Source organism: Sporosarcina sp. FSL K6-5500 (assembly GCF_038005665.1).
In the GTDB taxonomy this organism is placed as follows: Bacteria; Bacillota; Bacilli; order Bacillales_A; family Planococcaceae; genus Sporosarcina; species Sporosarcina psychrophila.
The window spans coordinates 3,517,834-3,536,463 of record NZ_JBBOTP010000001.1; the positions used below are offsets into that span (position 1 = coordinate 3,517,834).

The following is an 18,630-nucleotide window of genomic DNA, read 5'->3' on the forward strand; positions in this document are numbered from 1 at the left end:
GGATACTAGTATGGGAAATGAAAGATATACGCCGACTGTCGCTTATTTAGGGCCGGAAGCATCATTCACGCACGTTGCGGCAAGCACTCTTTTTGGAAATTCGGGATTGATACCTCAACCTACGATACCGGATTGTATAGAGGCTGTGGCGGAAGGGCGTGTCGCCTATGCGATTGTCCCGCTTGAAAATGCGTTGGAAGGATCCGTTCCGATGACCATCGATTACTTGTTCCATGGAGCAGATTTGTTCATCAATGCTGAAATATCGATACCGATCGAACAGCATCTTATGGTCAATAAAAAGCAAGTTCCTTTTATCACTGAAATCGAATCCATCAATTCCCATCCCCATGCCCTTGCGCAATGCCATAAATATTTGCAGTACCATTACCGTCGTGTCCCGCTTATCCAGACGACCTCTACGGCGGCAGCTGCCAAATATATTTCCGAAAACCCGGAAGTGAAGGTTGCGGCAATCGGAAATAAGTTGGCGGCTGAAAAATATGGTCTACATATCGCAGAGGAGAATATTCACGATTTTCATTTTAACCATACGCGATTCGTCGTATTATCCCTGCGAAAAGAAAGTTTGGAAACAAATGGCCATTCTGCAAAACTAAAAACGACATTAATGGTAAAATTACCAGAAGATGACCGTTCAGGTGTGCTGCACCAGGTTTTATCCGTTTTTGCATGGCGCAGACTCAATTTAAGTAAAATTGAATCAAGGCCGCTAAAAACAGGACTTGGCAATTACTTCTTCATTATCGATGTAATGGAATCCGAAGATCACCCGATGATGAAAGGTGCGATGGAAGAACTCAGTGCACTGAATTGTACTGCTCGCTCATTCGGTTCATATTTCATATACGACCAACTACCGTCACGTCATTCAATATGACCGTGGTGGTTTTTTTATTGGGCAATAAATCACTACTTAATATAAACAGAGCGAAGGCGCCTTACAGGGGTAGCCGAAGCCCTAAGACTGGCGGCGCAGCCGCTTGGCTTAGGGTGGGAGGCATCCCCAAGCGCCGAAGCGGATTCAATGGGATTCTTTATTTAAACATATACAGTGTCCAACCCCGGCTTTTCTTTAGAATAAATAACCCACTTCCGCATATACATGGCAAGAGAGGATATCTCGTTAAAGATGAGCGTCACACAGACGGGCGTCCGTTCATACGATGGATTGACGGAAGGGGGAAATTTTTAAGTGGAAGTCCATATTGTTGTAAAAGGGGATACGCTATGGAAGATTGCGCGCCAATACGGTATCCCGTTTGAAGATTTAAAGCGGGTGAATGCGCATCTTGCTAATCCAGATTATATTGTTCCTGGAATGAAAATTTTCTTGCCAAAAAGACAGCATAATGCTGAACATCCTGAAAAAGGGAAAGGGCCGGTGACGCCGCATCCTCCAAAGGGTACAAAACCGTCGCCGCCAATACCGGTGCCAAAACCACCAACATCAAAACCACCGACACCAAAGCCGATACCAGTCCCAATACCGCCAGCACCAGCACCGAGACCACCAACACCGAAACCGCCAACACCGAGACCACCAGCACCAACGCCAAGACCGCCAACACCAGTACCACCATCCAAACCAACACCACCACCACCACCAGCAGTACAACCAACAGTGCCAGCTCCCATACCGTTACCAACGCCAACACCAACACCAACACCAATGCCGATGCCAATGCATCCGCCACAAACATTTGCTCATCCGATGATAGGTATTCCGTGTGGGTGGATGCCGATTTTTGACGCAGATTGTTTCCCGTTCATGCATTCGGGGCAAATCCAGGCGATGCCAAGGCAAGAACAACCGATGCACCACGCTCCTTTACCATCGACTCAATTTCCGATGTATGAACAAGAATCACCGATTTTCTCTGGCCAAGGCCCTGCAACATCTCCTTTAGAAATACCTATGGTAGAAGGGTGGCAGTTGCTCGAATCGCCTGATTTTATGTTTGAAGAGACGGCTGAAATGGTTATGCAACCAGCCGCTGAGTATTCACCAGAGTATATGTATGAAGAATCACCTGAAATTGACCTGAAACCATCTGCTCCGTGTCCACCTGGGCCGGGCTACGTACCGCAGGCTATATCACCAGCTGTACAAGGTCAATGGAATCCCGGACAATTCGGTTATCCTGCAATGCCGCAACCAGGTTATCATCAAGGGTGTGGCTGCGAGGGTCAGCACCAACAACATCGTCAGCAAATGATGGTCCCGATCTTTTATGGTCATCCATGCAATTGCCCTTCATGCATGCAACAGGCAACTCCTTATTCTGGAATGCCTCCTAATCAAGGTTCCAACTGGTTCGGAGCGTATTGACCGGCATATGGCGCTGGATGGGAAATTAGAAAAAATAAAAGATAATGTGTGGAAGTTAGAGAGTGATGGCAAGCGCTTTTCGGTGAAGCGATATCAGTCCAACTCCACCGCGATGAAAGTACAACGTGTACACGAAGCTCTTCATTCTGTTTCTTTCCCGCATATTGTAGATGTAGTGTCCCAAGAGAATCAACTGACGTTTGTTCAGCCATGGTTGGATGGTGCGAAGGCGGTCAACTTCAAGAAAAGGGCAGATCGGACGGATTCGCTTGCTGCTCTTCATGCACTTCATGAAACAAAAGCACAACTCGACTGGCACGCCTCACCCTATCTGCATCCGTACCCCCTTATCGCGAAGTGGGAAGACCGGATCAGCCGTTTCCGCGAAATTGGTGGAGAGTGTGAGGCGTATATTGGAAAAGGCCTTGTCGATGAAATCTTATTTTATGCATTGAACGCGATTAGCGCAGTGAAGAAAACTTATAAAGACAATCTGAATGGTACATTGCTTCACGGTGATGTCGTCCATCATAATATATTGCGTGATAGAGATGGCGTCATCCGTTTCATCGATTTCGATCTAGCGAGTACGGGGCCAGCCGGTACTGAAATTGCGCTCTGGATTCATCGAGTGCTGCCACAGATAGGATATGACATTGATTTTCTGTTTGATGAACAGCCGTCGCTTCGAAGACTGAATTATGCTTCCAAGACACTGCTTCTATTTCCAAATGAAATACTTCGAGAATGGCTTCATTTCTTCACGTTGTCACCGTCTGGAAGAGAAAGACAGGCGAAGCAACTGGTCCCCTTTACGGAGTCCGCACTCTCACATTGGCCAAAATTATGGTATGATGTAGAACGGATTAACACATAGGGGGTAAGGTTATGGCAGGGCATTCTAAATGGAAAAATATCCAAAACCGTAAAGGCGCACAAGATGCAAAACGCGGTAAGGTTTTCCAAAAGATGTCGAAAGAAATTTTTGTAGCCGCAAAAGCAGGCGGACCTGATGCAGAATCGAACGCATCTCTTCGTTTGGCTATTGAAAAAGCAAAAGGCGTTAATGTTCCAAACGACGTGATTAAACGTGCAGTCGATAAAGCGACGGGTGCTGGCGCGGATGAAAACTATGAGGAAGTAATCTATGAAGGATATGGTCCTGGAGGAGTGGCAGTACTTGTTTACTGCTTAACAGAAAACCGTAATCGAACTGCGCCGAATATGCGTGTCGCCTTCAGCAAAAACGGCGGTAATCTCGGTGAAAGTGGTTCGGTAGGCTATATGTTTGACCGAAAGGGACGTCTTTTCATCGAACGGACGGACAGTACTGATGAAGATGCAGTTATGATGGCGGCGCTTGAAGCCGGTGCAGATGATATTGAGTCGACAGTAGATGGCTTTGAAATTATTACGCAACCAACGGACTTTTTAACAGTGAAAGAGATCCTTGAAGCGGAAGGAATCGATTTCATTTCGGCGGACATCGAGATGATTCCTTCTATGTACACGGTCCTTAGCGAAGATGCTGAAGAGCAATTTGAAAAGATGCTCGAAGTACTCGAAAATGATGAGGACGTTCAGGATATCTACCATAATGCAGAAGACCAAGATTAATCCCTTTAAATAGGATTCATTCTAATATCCATCCACCGTTTAAGAATGGTGGATGGATATTTATTGTGATAGATGAACAGTGAAAATAATATACATATCAATCAGTAAACTAGTGTACAATCTAATTGTGTCTGTGCATCTAAAAAAAGTAATTACGTAATAGGAGTCGTGGGAAGGTGATTTCTTTTGATTGAAACATTATTATTGAACTTTTTGTTTTTACTCTTTCCGATTCTGATTGCTGTAATTTTCATTGAAAATGGGTTGACTAATTTTAATAAATATTTGCTTATGTTACTGTCCTCTGTGACGCTCGTTTTTTGTATGGCATTCCCAATTAAATTGGAGTTAGGATATATCGTTGATTTAAGATATGTTCCGTTTATTATTGTCGCCCTTTTTGGCGGATACAAAATGGCCTTTCCACTTTATATAATTCTAAATGCATATCGGTTCTTTATCGGTGGAGATGGGATTTTTCAGTCGCTTGCTCTCTCGACGGCGGTCCTTATTTTGGTACCGTTATTAAGTGCGAAATTTAAGCAACAAAACTCGCGATGGCGAATTTTTATTGCTATCTGCGTCACTTTTCTTACTATGACGTATTACTTTTTCACATTGAGCTTTAAATTTCCGAAACTGACAAGCGAATTTTGGTACTTGGTATTTTATACGCTTAGCACTTATCTAATGGCGACCTTTATACTAATGGCTTTAATTGAAAAAATTATCTCTAACATCAAAAGGCGCGAAATATATGTGCAAGCAGAAAGAATGAGAGACGTTAGTCATTTTTCGGCAAGTATTGCTCATGAAATCAGAAATCCACTTACTGTAACACGCGGATTTCTCCAACTGTTAAATGAGTCCAAAACGATTAATGCCGATGAAAAAATATATATCGAATTTTCGTTGAAAGAATTAGGACGAGCAGAAACTATTGTCAGTGACTTTTTAACGTTTTCGAAACCACAATGTGAAAATATGGTTTTCTCTGATTTTGCAAAAGATATAAAGTATGTTGAGAATATTATGCAACCGTATGCGAAGAGGAATAGAGTTGAAATCCTTGTTCGTTCAACAAATACGCTGAAAGCAACATATGATGAAAATCAGATGCAGCAATGTCTCATTAATCTGGTTAAAAATGGTATCGAATCAATGCAGGATCACGGTGGTGTGCTTTATGTCGATGTGTCGGAACACAAGAAAAAAATCTTGATAAAGATTCAAGACAGTGGGAGCGGCATGACAAGAGAAGGGATTTCACAAATGGGAAAACCATATTATTCTACAAAAACAGAAGGAACAGGCCTTGGAATGTTCATGGTTTATAGCACAATCAGGAATGTTAAAGGGGAAATTAAAGTGAAAAGTACGGTAGGGAAGGGAACAACTTTTCTGTTATACATACCTGTATAACTATATTGATAAATAGTGTGGTAATTGCTATGATAAGTGTAATCTAGATTTATGTGAGTGAATGACCGATGACCGCCGATAAAGCGGTCATCTTTTCTTTTGCATACCAACCACCAATCAACTGCGCCTGGTTATTATTATGTCCACTTTTTGAAATGGGCTTGCCACTGGATACGGTGTTTTCAGTCTGAGTTCCACTAATCAGCAGGAACTTCTGAAGATTCAAGTTAAAGGTAGAAAGCGCGTTCGTATGGTATAATCGGTTCTATATATAGGGGGAGAGTAGCGTGTACGACTACATAAAAGGGCAGGTCACACGTGTGACGCCTGAACATATCACACTCGAACAGGGTGGGATTGGCTGGCTCATCATGACGCCCAATCCGTATGCTTTTCATAAAACAGAAGAAATCCAACAAGTATTTACTTATTTGCATGTACGTGAAGATATCCAGTTGCTTCTTGGATTCAAATCCTTGGAACAGCGGGAGTTGTTCAAAAAATTGATCACGGTATCCGGTATTGGCCCAAAAGGTGCCTTGGCAATACTTGCTAGCGGCGTCCCTTCACAAGTAATTGGTGCAATCGAACGGGAGGATGAAACGTTCCTTGTTCAATTTCCGGGAGTTGGGAAAAAAACGGCACGACAGATGATCCTCGATTTGAAAGGGAAGTTGTATGATCTATTTAATGCGATGGACATGCCAGATGAGGATATCACACTTCTGACAATGGCGGAAAATGGTGCACTTGATGAAGCAATACTTGCACTAGAAGCACTCGGTTACTCACAGCGCGAGCTAACAAAAGTGAAACCTAAATTAGAAAAAGAAGAACTTGATACAGAAGGCTACATGAAAATGGCACTTCGGTTATTATTAAAACAGAACTAATTGTATGTATATGTTGAACAAATGAATGCTTATGTAAACTAAGCGAAGGCGCCTTAAAAGGGGTAGCCGAAGCCCTAAGACTAGCGGCGAAGCTGCCTGGCTTAGGGCGGGAGGCATCCCCTAGCGCCGTAGCGAATTCAATGGAATTCTTTATCTCAACATATATAGCAATGGCAGAAAGGGGGGGCGGACAATGGAGGAACGTGTTATTTCCGGAGAAGCATCGGATTTCGATGAACGTTTTGAACAATCGCTTAGACCGCAATTTCTTAGTCAGTATATAGGACAGGAAAAAGTGAAGGAAAACCTCGGTATTTTCATCGAAGCAGCAAAAGGTCGTAGCGAAAGTTTGGATCATGTCCTATTGTATGGACCACCAGGTCTCGGTAAGACGACGCTTGCAACGGTCATTGCCAATGAGATGGACGTCAATATCCGCATGACCAGTGGCCCTGCAATTGAACGCCCTGGCGATCTCGCAGCGGTCGTTTCATCTCTCGAACCAGGGGATGTATTATTCATCGATGAAATCCATAGGCTGAACCGTACAATCGAAGAAGTGCTGTATCCTGCCATGGAAGATTTCTGTTTGGATATCGTTGTCGGAAAAGGGCCCTCTGCGCGTTCTATCCGACTCGATTTGCCGCCATTCACACTGATTGGTGCGACAACCCGTGCAGGAGCATTATCGGCGCCGCTACGTGATCGTTTCGGTGTTCCGCTGCGCCTCGAGTATTACGAAGTTGCGCCGCTCAAGGAAATTGTCATTCGTAGCTCAGGCCTTTTTGAAGTAGCAATTGATGAACAGGCTGCAGTAGAAATAGCACGCCGTTCTCGCGGCACCCCGCGTATTGCAAACCGACTGTTGCGCCGTGTGCGTGACTATGCACAAGTAAGAGGCAACGGGAGCATTACAATGGAAATGGCAAATGAAGCACTAGAAATGCTGCAAGTCGATTCACGTGGTCTTGATCATATTGACCATAAGTTGATTACGGGAATGATTGAGCGCTTTCGTGGCGGGCCTGTTGGAATTGATACGATATCTGCAAGTATTGGCGAGGAATCGGTAACGATTGAAGATGTCTACGAACCGTATCTCCTTCAAATCGGTTTTATCCAACGGACACCGCGTGGGCGGATTGCGACTCGTCTTGCATATGAACATTTTGGCTATCCAATTCCCGAGCACAACGATTTCTAATTCAATTATAAAGGGAGAATTTATAGACGATGGATGTAAATGATTTTGATTTCGATTTACCAGATAATCTAATAGCACAAACACCGTTACTAGACCGCACAGCAAGCCGTCTTATGGTGCTTGACCCAAAAACAGGGGAAGTAGAGCACCGTCATTTTCGTGATCTTCTCGAAGAGCTAGAGTCGGGAGATATGCTCGTACTCAATGATACGCGGGTGCTGCCTGCTCGATTAATGGGTGTGAAAGAAGATACTGGAGCCATGATTGAAGTGTTACTATTGAAGCAAACGGCAGATGACGAGTGGGAGACGCTAGCAAAACCTGCGAAACGTGTGAAACTTGGTACGATTGTCACTTTTGGTGACGGACGTCTGAAAGCAGAGTGCACGGGGATTTTGGAACAAGGTGGACGTACATTCAAATTTATCTATGACGGTATTTTTTATGAAATCCTAGATGAACTTGGGCAGATGCCACTACCACCATATATTACTGAAACGCTGGATGATCAAGCACGCTATCAGACTGTGTTCGCCAAAGAACGAGGTTCGGCAGCAGCACCGACTGCAGGACTTCATTTCACCGATGAAATCCTAGAAAGTATCCAGAATAAAGGCGTCAATATCGCATTCATTACACTGCATGTCGGTCTTGGCACATTCCGTCCAGTCAGTGCAGATACGATTGAGGATCACACGATGCATTCCGAATATTATCATGTCACTGAACAAACAGCGGATGCAATAAATGAAGCCAAAGCACAAGGTGGACGCGTCATAGGGGTCGGTACGACGTCTGCGAGAACACTAGAGACAATCGCTTCGGAAAATGCCGGTAAAATTGTGGCTTCAAGCGGCTGGACTTCGATTTTCATCTATCCAGGTTATACATTCAGTATTTTGGATGGACTATTAACCAATTTTCATTTACCTAAATCGACGTTGATCATGCTGATTTCAGCGCTAACAACTCGAGAACATATTTTAGCGGCATATAACAGGGCGGTTGAGGAAAAATATCGCTTCTTCAGCTTTGGAGATGCAATGTTCATAAAACCGTCACAAAGGAAGGAATCATAAAATGACAGCAGTTACATACGAACATATCAAAACTTGTAAACAAACCGGAGCACGTCTTGGAATCGTCCATACACCACACGGTTCATTTGAAACACCAGCATTTATGCCGGTTGGTACACAGGCAACTGTCAAAACATTATCACCTGAAGAGCTGAAAGAAGTCGGAGCAGGCATTATTTTAAGTAATACCTATCATCTGTGGCTTCGTCCGGGTCAGGATATCATTGAAGAGGCAGGCGGACTACATAAGTTCATGAACTGGGATAGACCGATTCTGACCGATTCAGGCGGTTTTCAAGTGTTTTCACTAAGCGAATTCCGTAAAATCGAAGAGGAAGGTGTCCATTTCAGACATCATTTGAACGGTAGTAAATTGTTCCTTAGCCCCGAGAAAGCGATGGAAATTCAGAATTCACTAGGCGCAGATATTATGATGGCTTTCGATGAATGTCCGCCGTTCCCTGCAACTCGTGAATATATGAAAGCTAGCGTTGAACGGACATCTAGATGGGCTGAAAGATGCCTAGGAGCACATGCACGTCCGGCAGATCAAGCACTATTCGGCATTATACAAGGTGGCGAGTTTGAGGATTTACGTGCTCAAAGTGCAAAAGATCTTGTGTCACTTGATTTCCCAGGTTATGCAATCGGCGGCTTGTCTGTTGGCGAGCCGAAAGATATTATGAACCGTATCCTTGAACACACAACACCGCTTCTACCACAGGACAAGCCGCGTTACTTGATGGGTGTAGGTTCGCCTGACTCACTTATTGACGGTGCTATCCGCGGTATAGACATGTTTGACTGTGTCCTACCGACTCGTATTGCGCGAAACGGTACGCTTATGACGAGTGAAGGACGTTTGAATATCCGCAATGCGAAATTCGAGCGTGATTTCCGTCCTCTTGATGAAAAATGTAGCTGCCATGTCTGTAAAACGTACAGCAGGGCTTATATTCGCCATCTTATCAGAGCGGATGAAACTTTCGGAATCAGGCTGACTTCTTATCATAATCTCCACTTCCTACTTAATTTAATGGAGCAGGTAAGGGATGCAATTCGCCATGATCGACTGGGAGATTTCCGTGAAGAATTTTTTGAGAGCTACGGATTTAATAAACCGAATGCAAAAAACTTTTAAATCTAGTATAATGAATCTTGATTGAAGGGGGGATATATATATGGGTTCATTAACACAACTATTGCCATTCGTTGCGATGTTCGCAGTGATGTGGTTCTTGCTAATCAGACCGGCGCAAAAGAAACAGAAAGCGACGAAGCAGATGCAAGGAGATTTGAAACGTGGAGATAAGGTCATCACAATTGGTGGCATTCACGGCACGATAGACGCTGTAGATGATTCATCGGTTTTTCTTAAAGTTTCTGAAGGCACGACACTGCAGTTCGATAGACAAGCTGTTGGACGTGTAACAGAATCAATTTAAGTATTGTAAGAATTTGAAGAGGCGATTGGCTGAGTGGGATATTTCCCATTCAGGCAATCGCCTCTTTTTCCGTACTGAACGTGTATATAAGCAGAAGTGTAAAGGGCATCCTTTCGTAAAAGGGGTAGATCTTTATGAACGATTTATTAATTATCGGTTTTAGGACGGTATTTCTTTATGTGCTCATCTTGATCATCTTACGGATTATGGGTAAACGAGAAGTCGGCGAGCTGGGTGTAATCGATGTTGTGGTCTTCGTCTTTATGGCGGAGGTTGCCGCATTTGCACTCGATTCCCCCGACAAAGATCTGATTCAATCCGTCATACCGATGCTTATTTTACTCGTCATTCAAGTCGTTTCTTCTTATTTTTCAATGAGAAGTAAGAGGTTTAGAGATATTGTCGATGGTGAACCAACACTTATTATTAGGCACGGTAAAATAATTGAGCATGAAATGCGGAAACAACGTTATAATCTTGACGATTTATTTCAGCAACTTCGTGAACAACAGATTGGCTCTGTTCATGAAGTCTCATTCGCTTATTTGGAACCATCGGGAAATTTGTCGGTCTTTAAACACGACAGTATCCAACCAGTACTTTCGCTTATTTCCGATGGAGTTATCCAAGGTAAACATCTTGAACTTATCGATAAAACCGAAGAGTGGCTTTTAGAAGAACTACTGAACCTCGGAATAAATGATGTTGAACAGATTTTCTATTGTTCATTTGAAAATGATGGACTGAAGTTTCAGTTGAAAGAGAGTTATCAATGACTTTTCAGTAGTCTCCTGAACAGAAATAGATCACTTTTTTTAACTTGACCCGTCAAAATAAGTATCACAAGAAGGAAAACACTTGTGATTGCACATTCTGTGAATAAACCAAAATCTCCAATTGGGATGAAAATTGGTCGCATAATACAGGTCATGATAAAGGAAGCATAAGGCAGAGCAAATATGGTGAAGCCGGAAGCGGTCGATTTGTTTTTCCGAAGTGTTGCTATATGAAGGAATGATGTAATAAGCACGCCAAAGCCGATCGCAAGGACTGCCCCTGTCACCTGTAAACCAGGCTGGGAAGCGAGGATGAACATGACCGCCAGTTTAGCAATACCACCGTATACGGAGTTCATCATCCCTGCCTTGGCATCACCCGTAGCTTGTAAAATTGAATAGAGCGGGCCTTGGATATAATAAAAGAAAAAAACTGGAGCAAGTAACGCCATATAGGAAGCACCCTGAGTGACATGGAATAACTTTACTGCCAAATCCTCACCGTGAATGAAAAACACAGTTGCTGCAAACGTACCTGTTAAAGCGGACAGGCGGAGCGATAGATGAATTCGTTCTTTCAGTTTTCTCGTATTATTTGATGCGACTGCTCCGCTTACGGCGGGCACTAGGACAACAGACAAGGCATATGGGATGAACGCCGGAAATAGGAGCAACGGGACAAGGACACCGGATACAATGCCGTACAACGTTGTGGCAGCTACCGCTGAAACACCTGAAAACGCGAGTGCACGGAGGAAGATAATCGGCTCAAGGAACCAAGTGAACGTACCGAATAGGCGGCTACCAGACGATGGCAAAGCGATGGCTAGCAAAGGTTCCATTGGATAGCGCTTGAGTTTCTCCTGCTGTTTTGGTATTCGCTTCTTTTGTTGCCTATATTTGAACAACAAATAAAGGACGGATAGCATTTCCGCAAGAAGCGTGACGCCCATCGCATAAGCGGCACTCAGTGCTGTATTATCAGCTACGAGTAGATGCGGTAAAAGCCATGTGATTAGCGTGATACGGCATATTTGTTCTATGATTTGTGACCATGCGGTTTCTTCGATTCGTGCGATACCTTGGAAATATCCGCGGATCAAGCCCCCGATAGCAGCGATAGGTACGATTGCGATTCCGACATACAGTGTGGTGGATGAAGCAGAATTACCGAGAAGTGTTTCAGCTAAGTAGGGAACGAACAAAATAGAAGCTGGAATGAATACCACTGCGGTCAAGATAGTGATGAAGGAAGCTGTCTTCATAAGAGAAGGGATTTTTACGGATTGCCCTTTCGCTTCGAGTTCGGCAATCACTTTGGCTATGGCAATCGGTACACCAAGCTGAACAAGTGACAGGAAAAAGATAAAAGCGGGATAAGCGGTCATGTAGATGCCGACCGCCTCTTCGCCTGCAATCCGCATGAATTGAATCCGGAAGACGAATCCTAAAAGCTTGGTTAGGAAGACGGCAACCATCAGTACGACAGTTCCGCGGATGAATGAAGACAATTTAAACAACTCCTTCTCAATTCCGGTCATTTCGTATACACTAAACCTATGCAGAAATATCCATACTTACGACTGTCCAGGAAAGGGATGGAAAAGATGCCAAGACGATTCGGACAACTGTTCACACATATGCTGCCTGCAATTGAAAGCAAAAAGACTGAATTTCATCTGTACGGCTATACAACAGTAACCGAAGAGGACATTTGGACATTTTGCGTCCAGAAGAAATGGCGTAAAAAAAATATCGAGGAGATGGGGATGCATGAAATTGCAAATGGAATCCTCAAAATCTCACCAGCAGAATATATGACGTTTACACAGATTGAAGAACAACGTGGTGCAAACTGGTTTACCGACTTGAACAGTGAAGAACTTCAAATCTTACTGACACCACATAAATCGAAAAGTGAGTTATGATAGAGTCAAAGGTGACAATTTGACACATGAATGACTGTGTTTCATAATAGACATATTGTGTTTTTATAATTGTGTAGTATTCAGCGCCTAGTTGTTGCGGGGCGCTGTCGCTATTCTCGGAGTATGTACATAGATAAATGCCGTACAGTTGCACTCCATATTTAGAGGGGGAAATTGGATTATGAAAAGAAGAGGACGGATCGTAGCGTTTCTATTATTAATCGTCGTGTTTGGCTTGACGATTGGAACGACTGCGAAACCGGTAGTGAACGATGTAAAGTTGGGTCTGGATTTACAGGGCGGTTTTGAAGTCCTTTATCAAGTGAAACCTTTGAAAGACGATGCCCCAAAAATAACGGAAGAAATGGTTAAAGATACAGCAAATGCACTAAGAAACCGGGTTGACGTACTTGGGGTAAGTGAACCAAGTATCCAAATCGAGTCGGGTAACCGGATTCGCGTGCAGCTTGCGGGAGTAGAGGACCAGGAATCAGCTAGGGAACTCCTGTCGACACAGGCAAATCTGACGTTCAGGGATGCCGATGACAATCTCCTTTTAGACGGAAACGACTTGAAAGAGGGGAAGGCCAAGGCTAACTTTGGCGAAAATGGTAATCCAGTTGTTACCCTTGAAATGAAATCACCAACTAAATTCGGTGAAGTGACAACATTGATCTCACAAAAAAAACCAGAGAACGTAATGGTCATCTGGTTAGACTTCGTAGAAGGTGAAGATTCATTTAGAGCGGAAGTAACGAAAGAAAAACCAAAATTCGTTTCAGCACCCTATGTGGCAAACCCGATTAACTCATCAGACGTTGAAATATCGGGATCATTCTCTTTAGAAGAGACGAAGAACCTTGCGGGAATTTTGAACGCAGGTGCACTACCTGTTCACCTTGAAGAAGTCTATTCGACATCCGTCGGCGCACAGTTTGGTGAACAAGCACTTAACAAGACAATTTTTGCGGGGATTATCGGTATCTCGCTTATCTTCTTATTCATGCTTGTGTATTACCGCCTGCCAGGTTTAGTGGCAGTCATTACGTTAACGGTTTATATTTTCATCATTTTACTTGTCTTCACGCTCATTAACGGCGTGCTAACCCTGCCTGGTATTGCGGCACTCATGCTCGGGGTCGGGATGGCGGTCGATGCGAATATCTTAATGTATGAACGGATACGTGAAGAATTACGTGTTGGTAAATCCGTCAAGACATCGTTTATGGCTGGAGCGAAAAATTCTTTCACCGCCATTCTAGATGCTAATATCACGACGCTTCTTGCAGCAGTTGTTCTGTTCATATTCGGGACAAGCTCAGTGAAAGGCTTCGCAACAATTCTCATCATCAGTATTCTAGCTAGCTTCTTAACGGCTGTATGGGGCTCTCGTATACTCTTGGGTCTACTCGTTGATAGTGGTGCGTTTGATGGGAAAACTGCATGGTTCGGTATTTCGAAAAGCAGGGTTCATGCACCCGAAGAAAATGTTGAAACATTGGACCTGACAACGAAATTTGATCGTTTCGATTTCGTTGCTACGCGCAAAAAGTTCTATGTTATTTCAGCAGTATTGCTAATTAGTGGTGTCATTGCGCTCGGTATCTTCAAGCTGAACCTCGGCATTGATTTCTCGAGTGGTACGCGTGTTGAAGTGCTTGCCGATCATCCAGTGACGAAAGATGAAATTTCTACTTATCTGGATGAAATCGGGCACCCGACAGAGGATATCGTTATTTCTGGTGATACCGGCAATATGGCTGTTATGCGTTACAAAGAAGAGTTTAAACAAGAGGAAGTCAACAAATTTAAAGCGGATCTTGCAGTAGAATATGGAGCAGATCCGAATATATCTACTGTTTCACCAACAGTTGGTAAGGAACTCGCGAAGAATGCTATTAAAGCATTGCTGATTGCCATGCTAGGTATCGTTATTTACGTTGCACTTCGTTTTGAATGGCGTATGGGAGTCGCGACCATCGTCGGACTTCTCCACGACGTGTTCTTTATGGTAGCAGCAATCAGTCTTTTGCGTCTAGAAGTCGACATTACCTTCATCGCCGCCGTATTGACGATTGTTGGTTACTCCATCAATGACACGATTGTGACATTTGACCGGATACGAGAAAATGTCAATCATCGCGGTCGTATCGATAATGTGGCAGAACTGGCAGATATCGTTAACAAATCATTGCGTCAGACACTTGGGCGTTCTGTTAATACGGTACTCACAGTTATCATTGTCGTAGTAGCGCTTATGCTATTCGGTGCAGAATCAATCCGGACATTCTCAATAGCACTTCTAATTGGACTGTTTGCGGGAACTTATTCATCGATTTTCATCTCAGCTCAAATCTGGTTTGATCTGAAGAAACGTGAAATCAATAAAAAAGGCGCAATTAAAGTCGAAGACAAGAAGAAACAATGGGGTTCAGACGAACCTATCGTTTAATATATATTATGATAAGTTTCGGTTATTCATGGAACAGGGTATACTTTATGTATACTCTGTTCTATTTTTTTCTTAATGAAAGGGGAAAACTATATGAAGTTTCAGTGGAATTTGCTGCTAGGTCTATTATTCGCCATTATTATCGCCATCTTTGCTGTTTTTAATGTTGACGCGGTTCAAGTCAATTATGTGTTTGGCAAAGCACAGTGGCCACTCGTTCTTGTTATTTTAGGTGCAGCACTTCTTGGTGCCGTAGTCAGCGGATTTGTCGCAATGTTCCTGTCATTTCAATCAAGCCGTCGCATAAAAGAGCTTATGAAAGAAATGACCACCAAAGAGCTTACAATTGCAGCACAACAGAATGAAATTGCGGAACTGCAAAAGTACACAGCCTTACCATCCAATGACGAAGTAATTATCGAAAATAAAAATGTATAAGCAAAGAGCGTCTTCCAGCTACTAATACAGGGAAGATGCTCTTTTTTGTTAACGAATTTAGTGCAGACTTCTACTTCAGGAAATTTTAGCAGTCTTTTCTTTTAGAGTCGGAGACCATCCGCTATAATGAATGTAAGGATGTGAAGGAATTTGATCGAATCAATGAAAAGATGGAAAGTGGAACGACCGAATGAAGAAATTGTAGCAATGTTGACAAAGGATCTCGGTATTTCATCTGTCCAGGCAAAAATACTTACTTCAAGGGGAATAATAGATTCCGGAGTGGCAAAAGATTTTTTACATATGGATGCATCTAGCATGCATGACCCTTTTTTACTATATGATATGGACAAAGCGGTGTCGCTCATAACAACAGCAATCGCTTCAGATAAAAAAATTGCTGTTTATGGCGATTATGACGGTGATGGTGTGACGAGTGTGACGGTCCTTACAACGGCTTTGGAGCGAATGGGTGCAGATGTGTTCTATGCGATACCCAATCGGTTCCAGCACGGCTATGGACCGAATAAAGACCTTTTCTTGGAGCTATACGAAAAAGGGGCCTCGCTTATTATTACTGTCGACAATGGCATTTCGGGTATTGATGAAATTGCATATGCGAAATCACTCGGAATGGACATCATCATTACAGACCACCATGAAATCGGTGAAGTTTTACCAGCAGCAGATGCCATCATCCATCCTCGACATCCAGAAGGGGAGTATCCGTTCGGAGAGCTTGCTGGGGTTGGTGTAGCATTCAAACTTGCGTGCGCATTACTTGAGGATGTTCCGGAAGATTTATTTGAACTTGTTGCTATCGGGACAGTTGCAGATTTAGTTCCGCTTCGCGATGAAAACAGATATTTCGTCAAAGAGGGCATCAGGCAGATGCGTGTTTCAAAACGTCCTGCAATCCAGGCGCTCGCACGCATCGCTAGCACTGAACAAGCAACACTCTCAGAGGAGTCAATCGGATTTATGATTGGGCCTCGTCTGAACGCAGCTGGGCGTCTAGGCGATGCTACCCCGGCAGTTCAACTATTGAAGACAGAAGACGCAACGCTTGCGACAACATTGGCAAAAGAACTTGATACGCTGAATAAGGAACGACAAGCGATTGTAGCTGAAATAGCTAAAGAAGCGGAAGACATGATATTGAAAATGTATGGTGATACAGTTCCGCTCGTCTTCGTTATCGGAGGAGAAGGTTGGAATTCAGGTGTGGTGGGAATTGTAGCATCAAGATTAACTGAGAAATATTACCGTCCGTCAATTGTCTTGTCGATTGACAGGGAAACAGGAATTGCGAAAGGGTCTGCAAGAAGTATTGCTGGTTTTGATATGTTTGTCGAGCTATCCAAAAATGCGCAGCTTCTACCTCACTTTGGAGGTCATCAGATGGCGGCGGGAATGTCTCTTGCAGTGACAGACGTTGTTACGCTACGTGAAAACCTGAATAAACAGGCAGTTGAGGTGTTGACTGAAGAAATGTTGACGCCTGAAGTTCGTATCGATGTTCCACTGTCAATTAGTGAAATTGATGTTAGCGTTTTGGAATCGCTAGAACTGCTGCGTCCATTTGGAATGGCTTTTGAAAAGCCTGTTTATATGATCGAAGATATTACAGCCACGACTGTGCGGAAAATTGGTGCGGCAAAGAATCATATGAAGCTGGAATTGGCGGATGAGGGCGTTTCACTTGATGCCATTGGATTCGGACTGGGTCCTATTGCGGACCAACTGACACCAGGTGTAAAGTTGTCGGTTACGGGCGATTTGCAGGTGAATGAATGGAATGGTAATAAGAAGCCACAGTTATTAATCAGCGATATCCGTTCAGATGAATGGCAACTGTTCGATTTGCGTGGCGTACGCGAAGCAACAAGATGGCTGCCAACCATTCCATTAGACGATACAGTGTTTGTTGCTTTCCATGAACAAACGGTGACACATTTTCAATCATCCATGAAGGGGATTGTTATTACTCTATTTGGACAAGAAGCAATAACGAAGGCTGAAAATCTTGTCCTTCTAGATATACCGGACGATGTTATCCAACTTGAAGAACTTGTAGGTTCTGTCCATCCAGATCGCGTCTATGCACATTTCCATGCATCCGAATCAAGGTATTTTGATGGAATTCCTGATCGTGAGCAGTTTGGCTGGTATTACAGTTTCTTGAAAAAACGTGAGAAATTTGACTTCGTTACGAACGGAGCTCAGCTCACAAAACATAAAGCATGGAAAAAAGATACGGTTTATTTCATGTCAAAGGTGTTTTCTGAGCTAGGATTTGTTAAGATTGAAGATGGTTTTGTTTCCGTTCAGGAAACAGCCGGTAAACGCGATTTGACGGAAGCGCCAGCTTATAAAGAGCGCGAACGTCAAATTGAGCTTGAGAAAAGACTGCTATATGCGCCTTATATGGAATTGAAACAATGGTTCGATACTGTGCGAAATGGAATTGTCGACAGGGAGGAACACTAATGGATTTGAAAGAATATGTGACGATTGTACCGGATTATCCGAAAAAGGGAATCAGCTTTAAGGATATTTCAACAATCATGGATAATGGTCAAGCTTATAAATTTGCAACAGATGAAATTGTTAAGTTTGCGAAAGAGGTTAATACTGATATAATTGTCGGCCCTGAAGCGCGTGGATTTATCATTGGTTGCCCAGTTGCCTATGCACTGGAAGTAGGATTTGCTCCTGTCCGTAAACCCGGAAAATTGCCAAGAGAAACAATTGAAGTCGAATATGATCTTGAATATGGAAAAGATACATTAACAATTCACAAAGATGCCATAAAGCCTGGTCAACGTGTATTGATTGTCGATGATCTTCTTGCGACAGGCGGTACGGTGGGAGCGACAGTCGAGCTAGTTGAAAAACTAGGCGGAGTTGTTGCGGGCTGTGCGTTTATCATAGAGTTATCGTATTTAAGCGGTCGTGAAAAATTGCAAGGTTATGACATGCGTTCACTGATCACATATTGAAAAAGGTCCTCCGCGATAATA

General features: G+C 43.4%; 17 protein-coding genes. 16 read left to right on the plus strand and 1 reads right to left on the minus strand.

Annotated features, from left to right (window positions below):
* The first annotated feature begins 10 nt into the window (after window positions 1-10).
* The 11 genes from pheA (at window position 11) to MKX62_RS16890 (ending at window position 10,789) form a co-directional block, all read left to right on the plus strand.
* Window positions 11-901, plus strand: a complete 891-nt coding sequence (gene pheA / locus MKX62_RS16840) for a prephenate dehydratase (RefSeq protein WP_338652750.1) — start codon at window positions 11-13, stop codon at window positions 899-901.
* A gap of 315 nt (window positions 902-1,216) precedes the next feature.
* A complete protein-coding gene (locus MKX62_RS16845; RefSeq protein WP_340741923.1) occupies window positions 1,217-2,353 on the plus strand; it encodes a LysM peptidoglycan-binding domain-containing protein in 1,137 nt (378 codons plus the stop codon).
* 7 nt (window positions 2,354-2,360) lie between these two features.
* Complete coding sequence (locus MKX62_RS16850; RefSeq protein WP_067208177.1) at window positions 2,361-3,230, plus strand: phosphotransferase; 870 nt, start codon at window positions 2,361-2,363, stop codon at window positions 3,228-3,230.
* 11 nt (window positions 3,231-3,241) lie between these two features.
* A complete protein-coding gene (locus MKX62_RS16855; RefSeq protein WP_340741924.1) occupies window positions 3,242-3,970 on the plus strand; it encodes a YebC/PmpR family DNA-binding transcriptional regulator in 729 nt (242 codons plus the stop codon).
* A gap of 186 nt (window positions 3,971-4,156) precedes the next feature.
* A complete protein-coding gene (locus MKX62_RS16860) occupies window positions 4,157-5,392 on the plus strand; it encodes an ATP-binding protein (protein WP_067208181.1) in 1,236 nt (411 codons plus the stop codon).
* A 287-nt stretch (window positions 5,393-5,679) separates the two neighbouring features.
* On the plus strand, window positions 5,680-6,285 hold the full coding sequence (gene ruvA / locus MKX62_RS16865) for a Holliday junction branch migration protein RuvA (protein ID WP_187047470.1): 606 nt from the start codon (window positions 5,680-5,682) through the stop codon (window positions 6,283-6,285).
* Between the two features lie 193 nt (window positions 6,286-6,478).
* Window positions 6,479-7,489 carry a Holliday junction branch migration DNA helicase RuvB gene (gene ruvB, locus MKX62_RS16870; protein ID WP_187047471.1) on the plus strand — a complete coding sequence of 337 codons (1,011 nt, stop codon included), beginning with the start codon at window positions 6,479-6,481 and terminating at the stop codon, window positions 7,487-7,489.
* 29 nt (window positions 7,490-7,518) lie between these two features.
* Window positions 7,519-8,568 (plus strand): tRNA preQ1(34) S-adenosylmethionine ribosyltransferase-isomerase QueA, encoded by a 1,050-nt coding sequence (gene queA, locus MKX62_RS16875; RefSeq protein ID WP_067208188.1) that lies wholly within the window; start codon window positions 7,519-7,521, stop codon window positions 8,566-8,568.
* 1 nt (window position 8,569) lies between these two features.
* The gene (gene tgt / locus MKX62_RS16880) at window positions 8,570-9,709 is read left to right on the plus strand and encodes a tRNA guanosine(34) transglycosylase Tgt (RefSeq protein ID WP_067208191.1); all 1,140 of its coding nucleotides are present in this window, start codon (window positions 8,570-8,572) and stop codon (window positions 9,707-9,709) included.
* Window positions 9,710-9,749: 40 nt separating this feature from the next.
* Window positions 9,750-10,013, plus strand: coding sequence for a preprotein translocase subunit YajC (gene yajC, locus MKX62_RS16885; protein WP_067208193.1), 264 nt, complete (start codon window positions 9,750-9,752; stop codon window positions 10,011-10,013).
* 134 nt (window positions 10,014-10,147) lie between these two features.
* Window positions 10,148-10,789 (plus strand): DUF421 domain-containing protein, encoded by a 642-nt coding sequence (locus MKX62_RS16890; RefSeq protein ID WP_067208196.1) that lies wholly within the window; start codon window positions 10,148-10,150, stop codon window positions 10,787-10,789.
* Here the strand turns inward: MKX62_RS16890 and MKX62_RS16895 are convergent.
* Window positions 10,783-12,300, minus strand: a complete 1,518-nt coding sequence (locus MKX62_RS16895) for a putative polysaccharide biosynthesis protein (protein ID WP_187047474.1) — start codon at window positions 12,298-12,300, stop codon at window positions 10,783-10,785. The genes MKX62_RS16890 and MKX62_RS16895 overlap by 7 nt on opposite strands.
* 96 nt (window positions 12,301-12,396) lie before the next feature.
* On the opposite strand from MKX62_RS16895, the gene MKX62_RS16900 reads away from it, so the two are divergent.
* From MKX62_RS16900 to MKX62_RS16920, 5 genes are all read left to right on the plus strand, one after another.
* Entirely contained in the window at window positions 12,397-12,717 is a 321-nt protein-coding gene (locus MKX62_RS16900; protein WP_340741925.1) for a post-transcriptional regulator, read from the plus strand.
* A 181-nt stretch (window positions 12,718-12,898) separates the two neighbouring features.
* On the plus strand, window positions 12,899-15,169 hold the full coding sequence (secDF, locus tag MKX62_RS16905) for a protein translocase subunit SecDF (protein ID WP_340741926.1): 2,271 nt from the start codon (window positions 12,899-12,901) through the stop codon (window positions 15,167-15,169).
* A gap of 93 nt (window positions 15,170-15,262) precedes the next feature.
* Window positions 15,263-15,607 carry a LapA family protein gene (locus MKX62_RS16910; protein ID WP_067208205.1) on the plus strand — a complete coding sequence of 115 codons (345 nt, stop codon included), beginning with the start codon at window positions 15,263-15,265 and terminating at the stop codon, window positions 15,605-15,607.
* 150 nt (window positions 15,608-15,757) lie between these two features.
* Window positions 15,758-18,097, plus strand: a complete 2,340-nt coding sequence (gene recJ, locus MKX62_RS16915) for a single-stranded-DNA-specific exonuclease RecJ (RefSeq protein ID WP_340741927.1) — start codon at window positions 15,758-15,760, stop codon at window positions 18,095-18,097.
* A complete protein-coding gene (locus MKX62_RS16920) occupies window positions 18,097-18,609 on the plus strand; it encodes an adenine phosphoribosyltransferase (RefSeq protein WP_067208211.1) in 513 nt (170 codons plus the stop codon). The genes recJ and MKX62_RS16920 overlap by 1 nt, the downstream gene beginning before the upstream one ends.
* Window positions 18,610-18,630 lie beyond the last annotated feature (21 nt).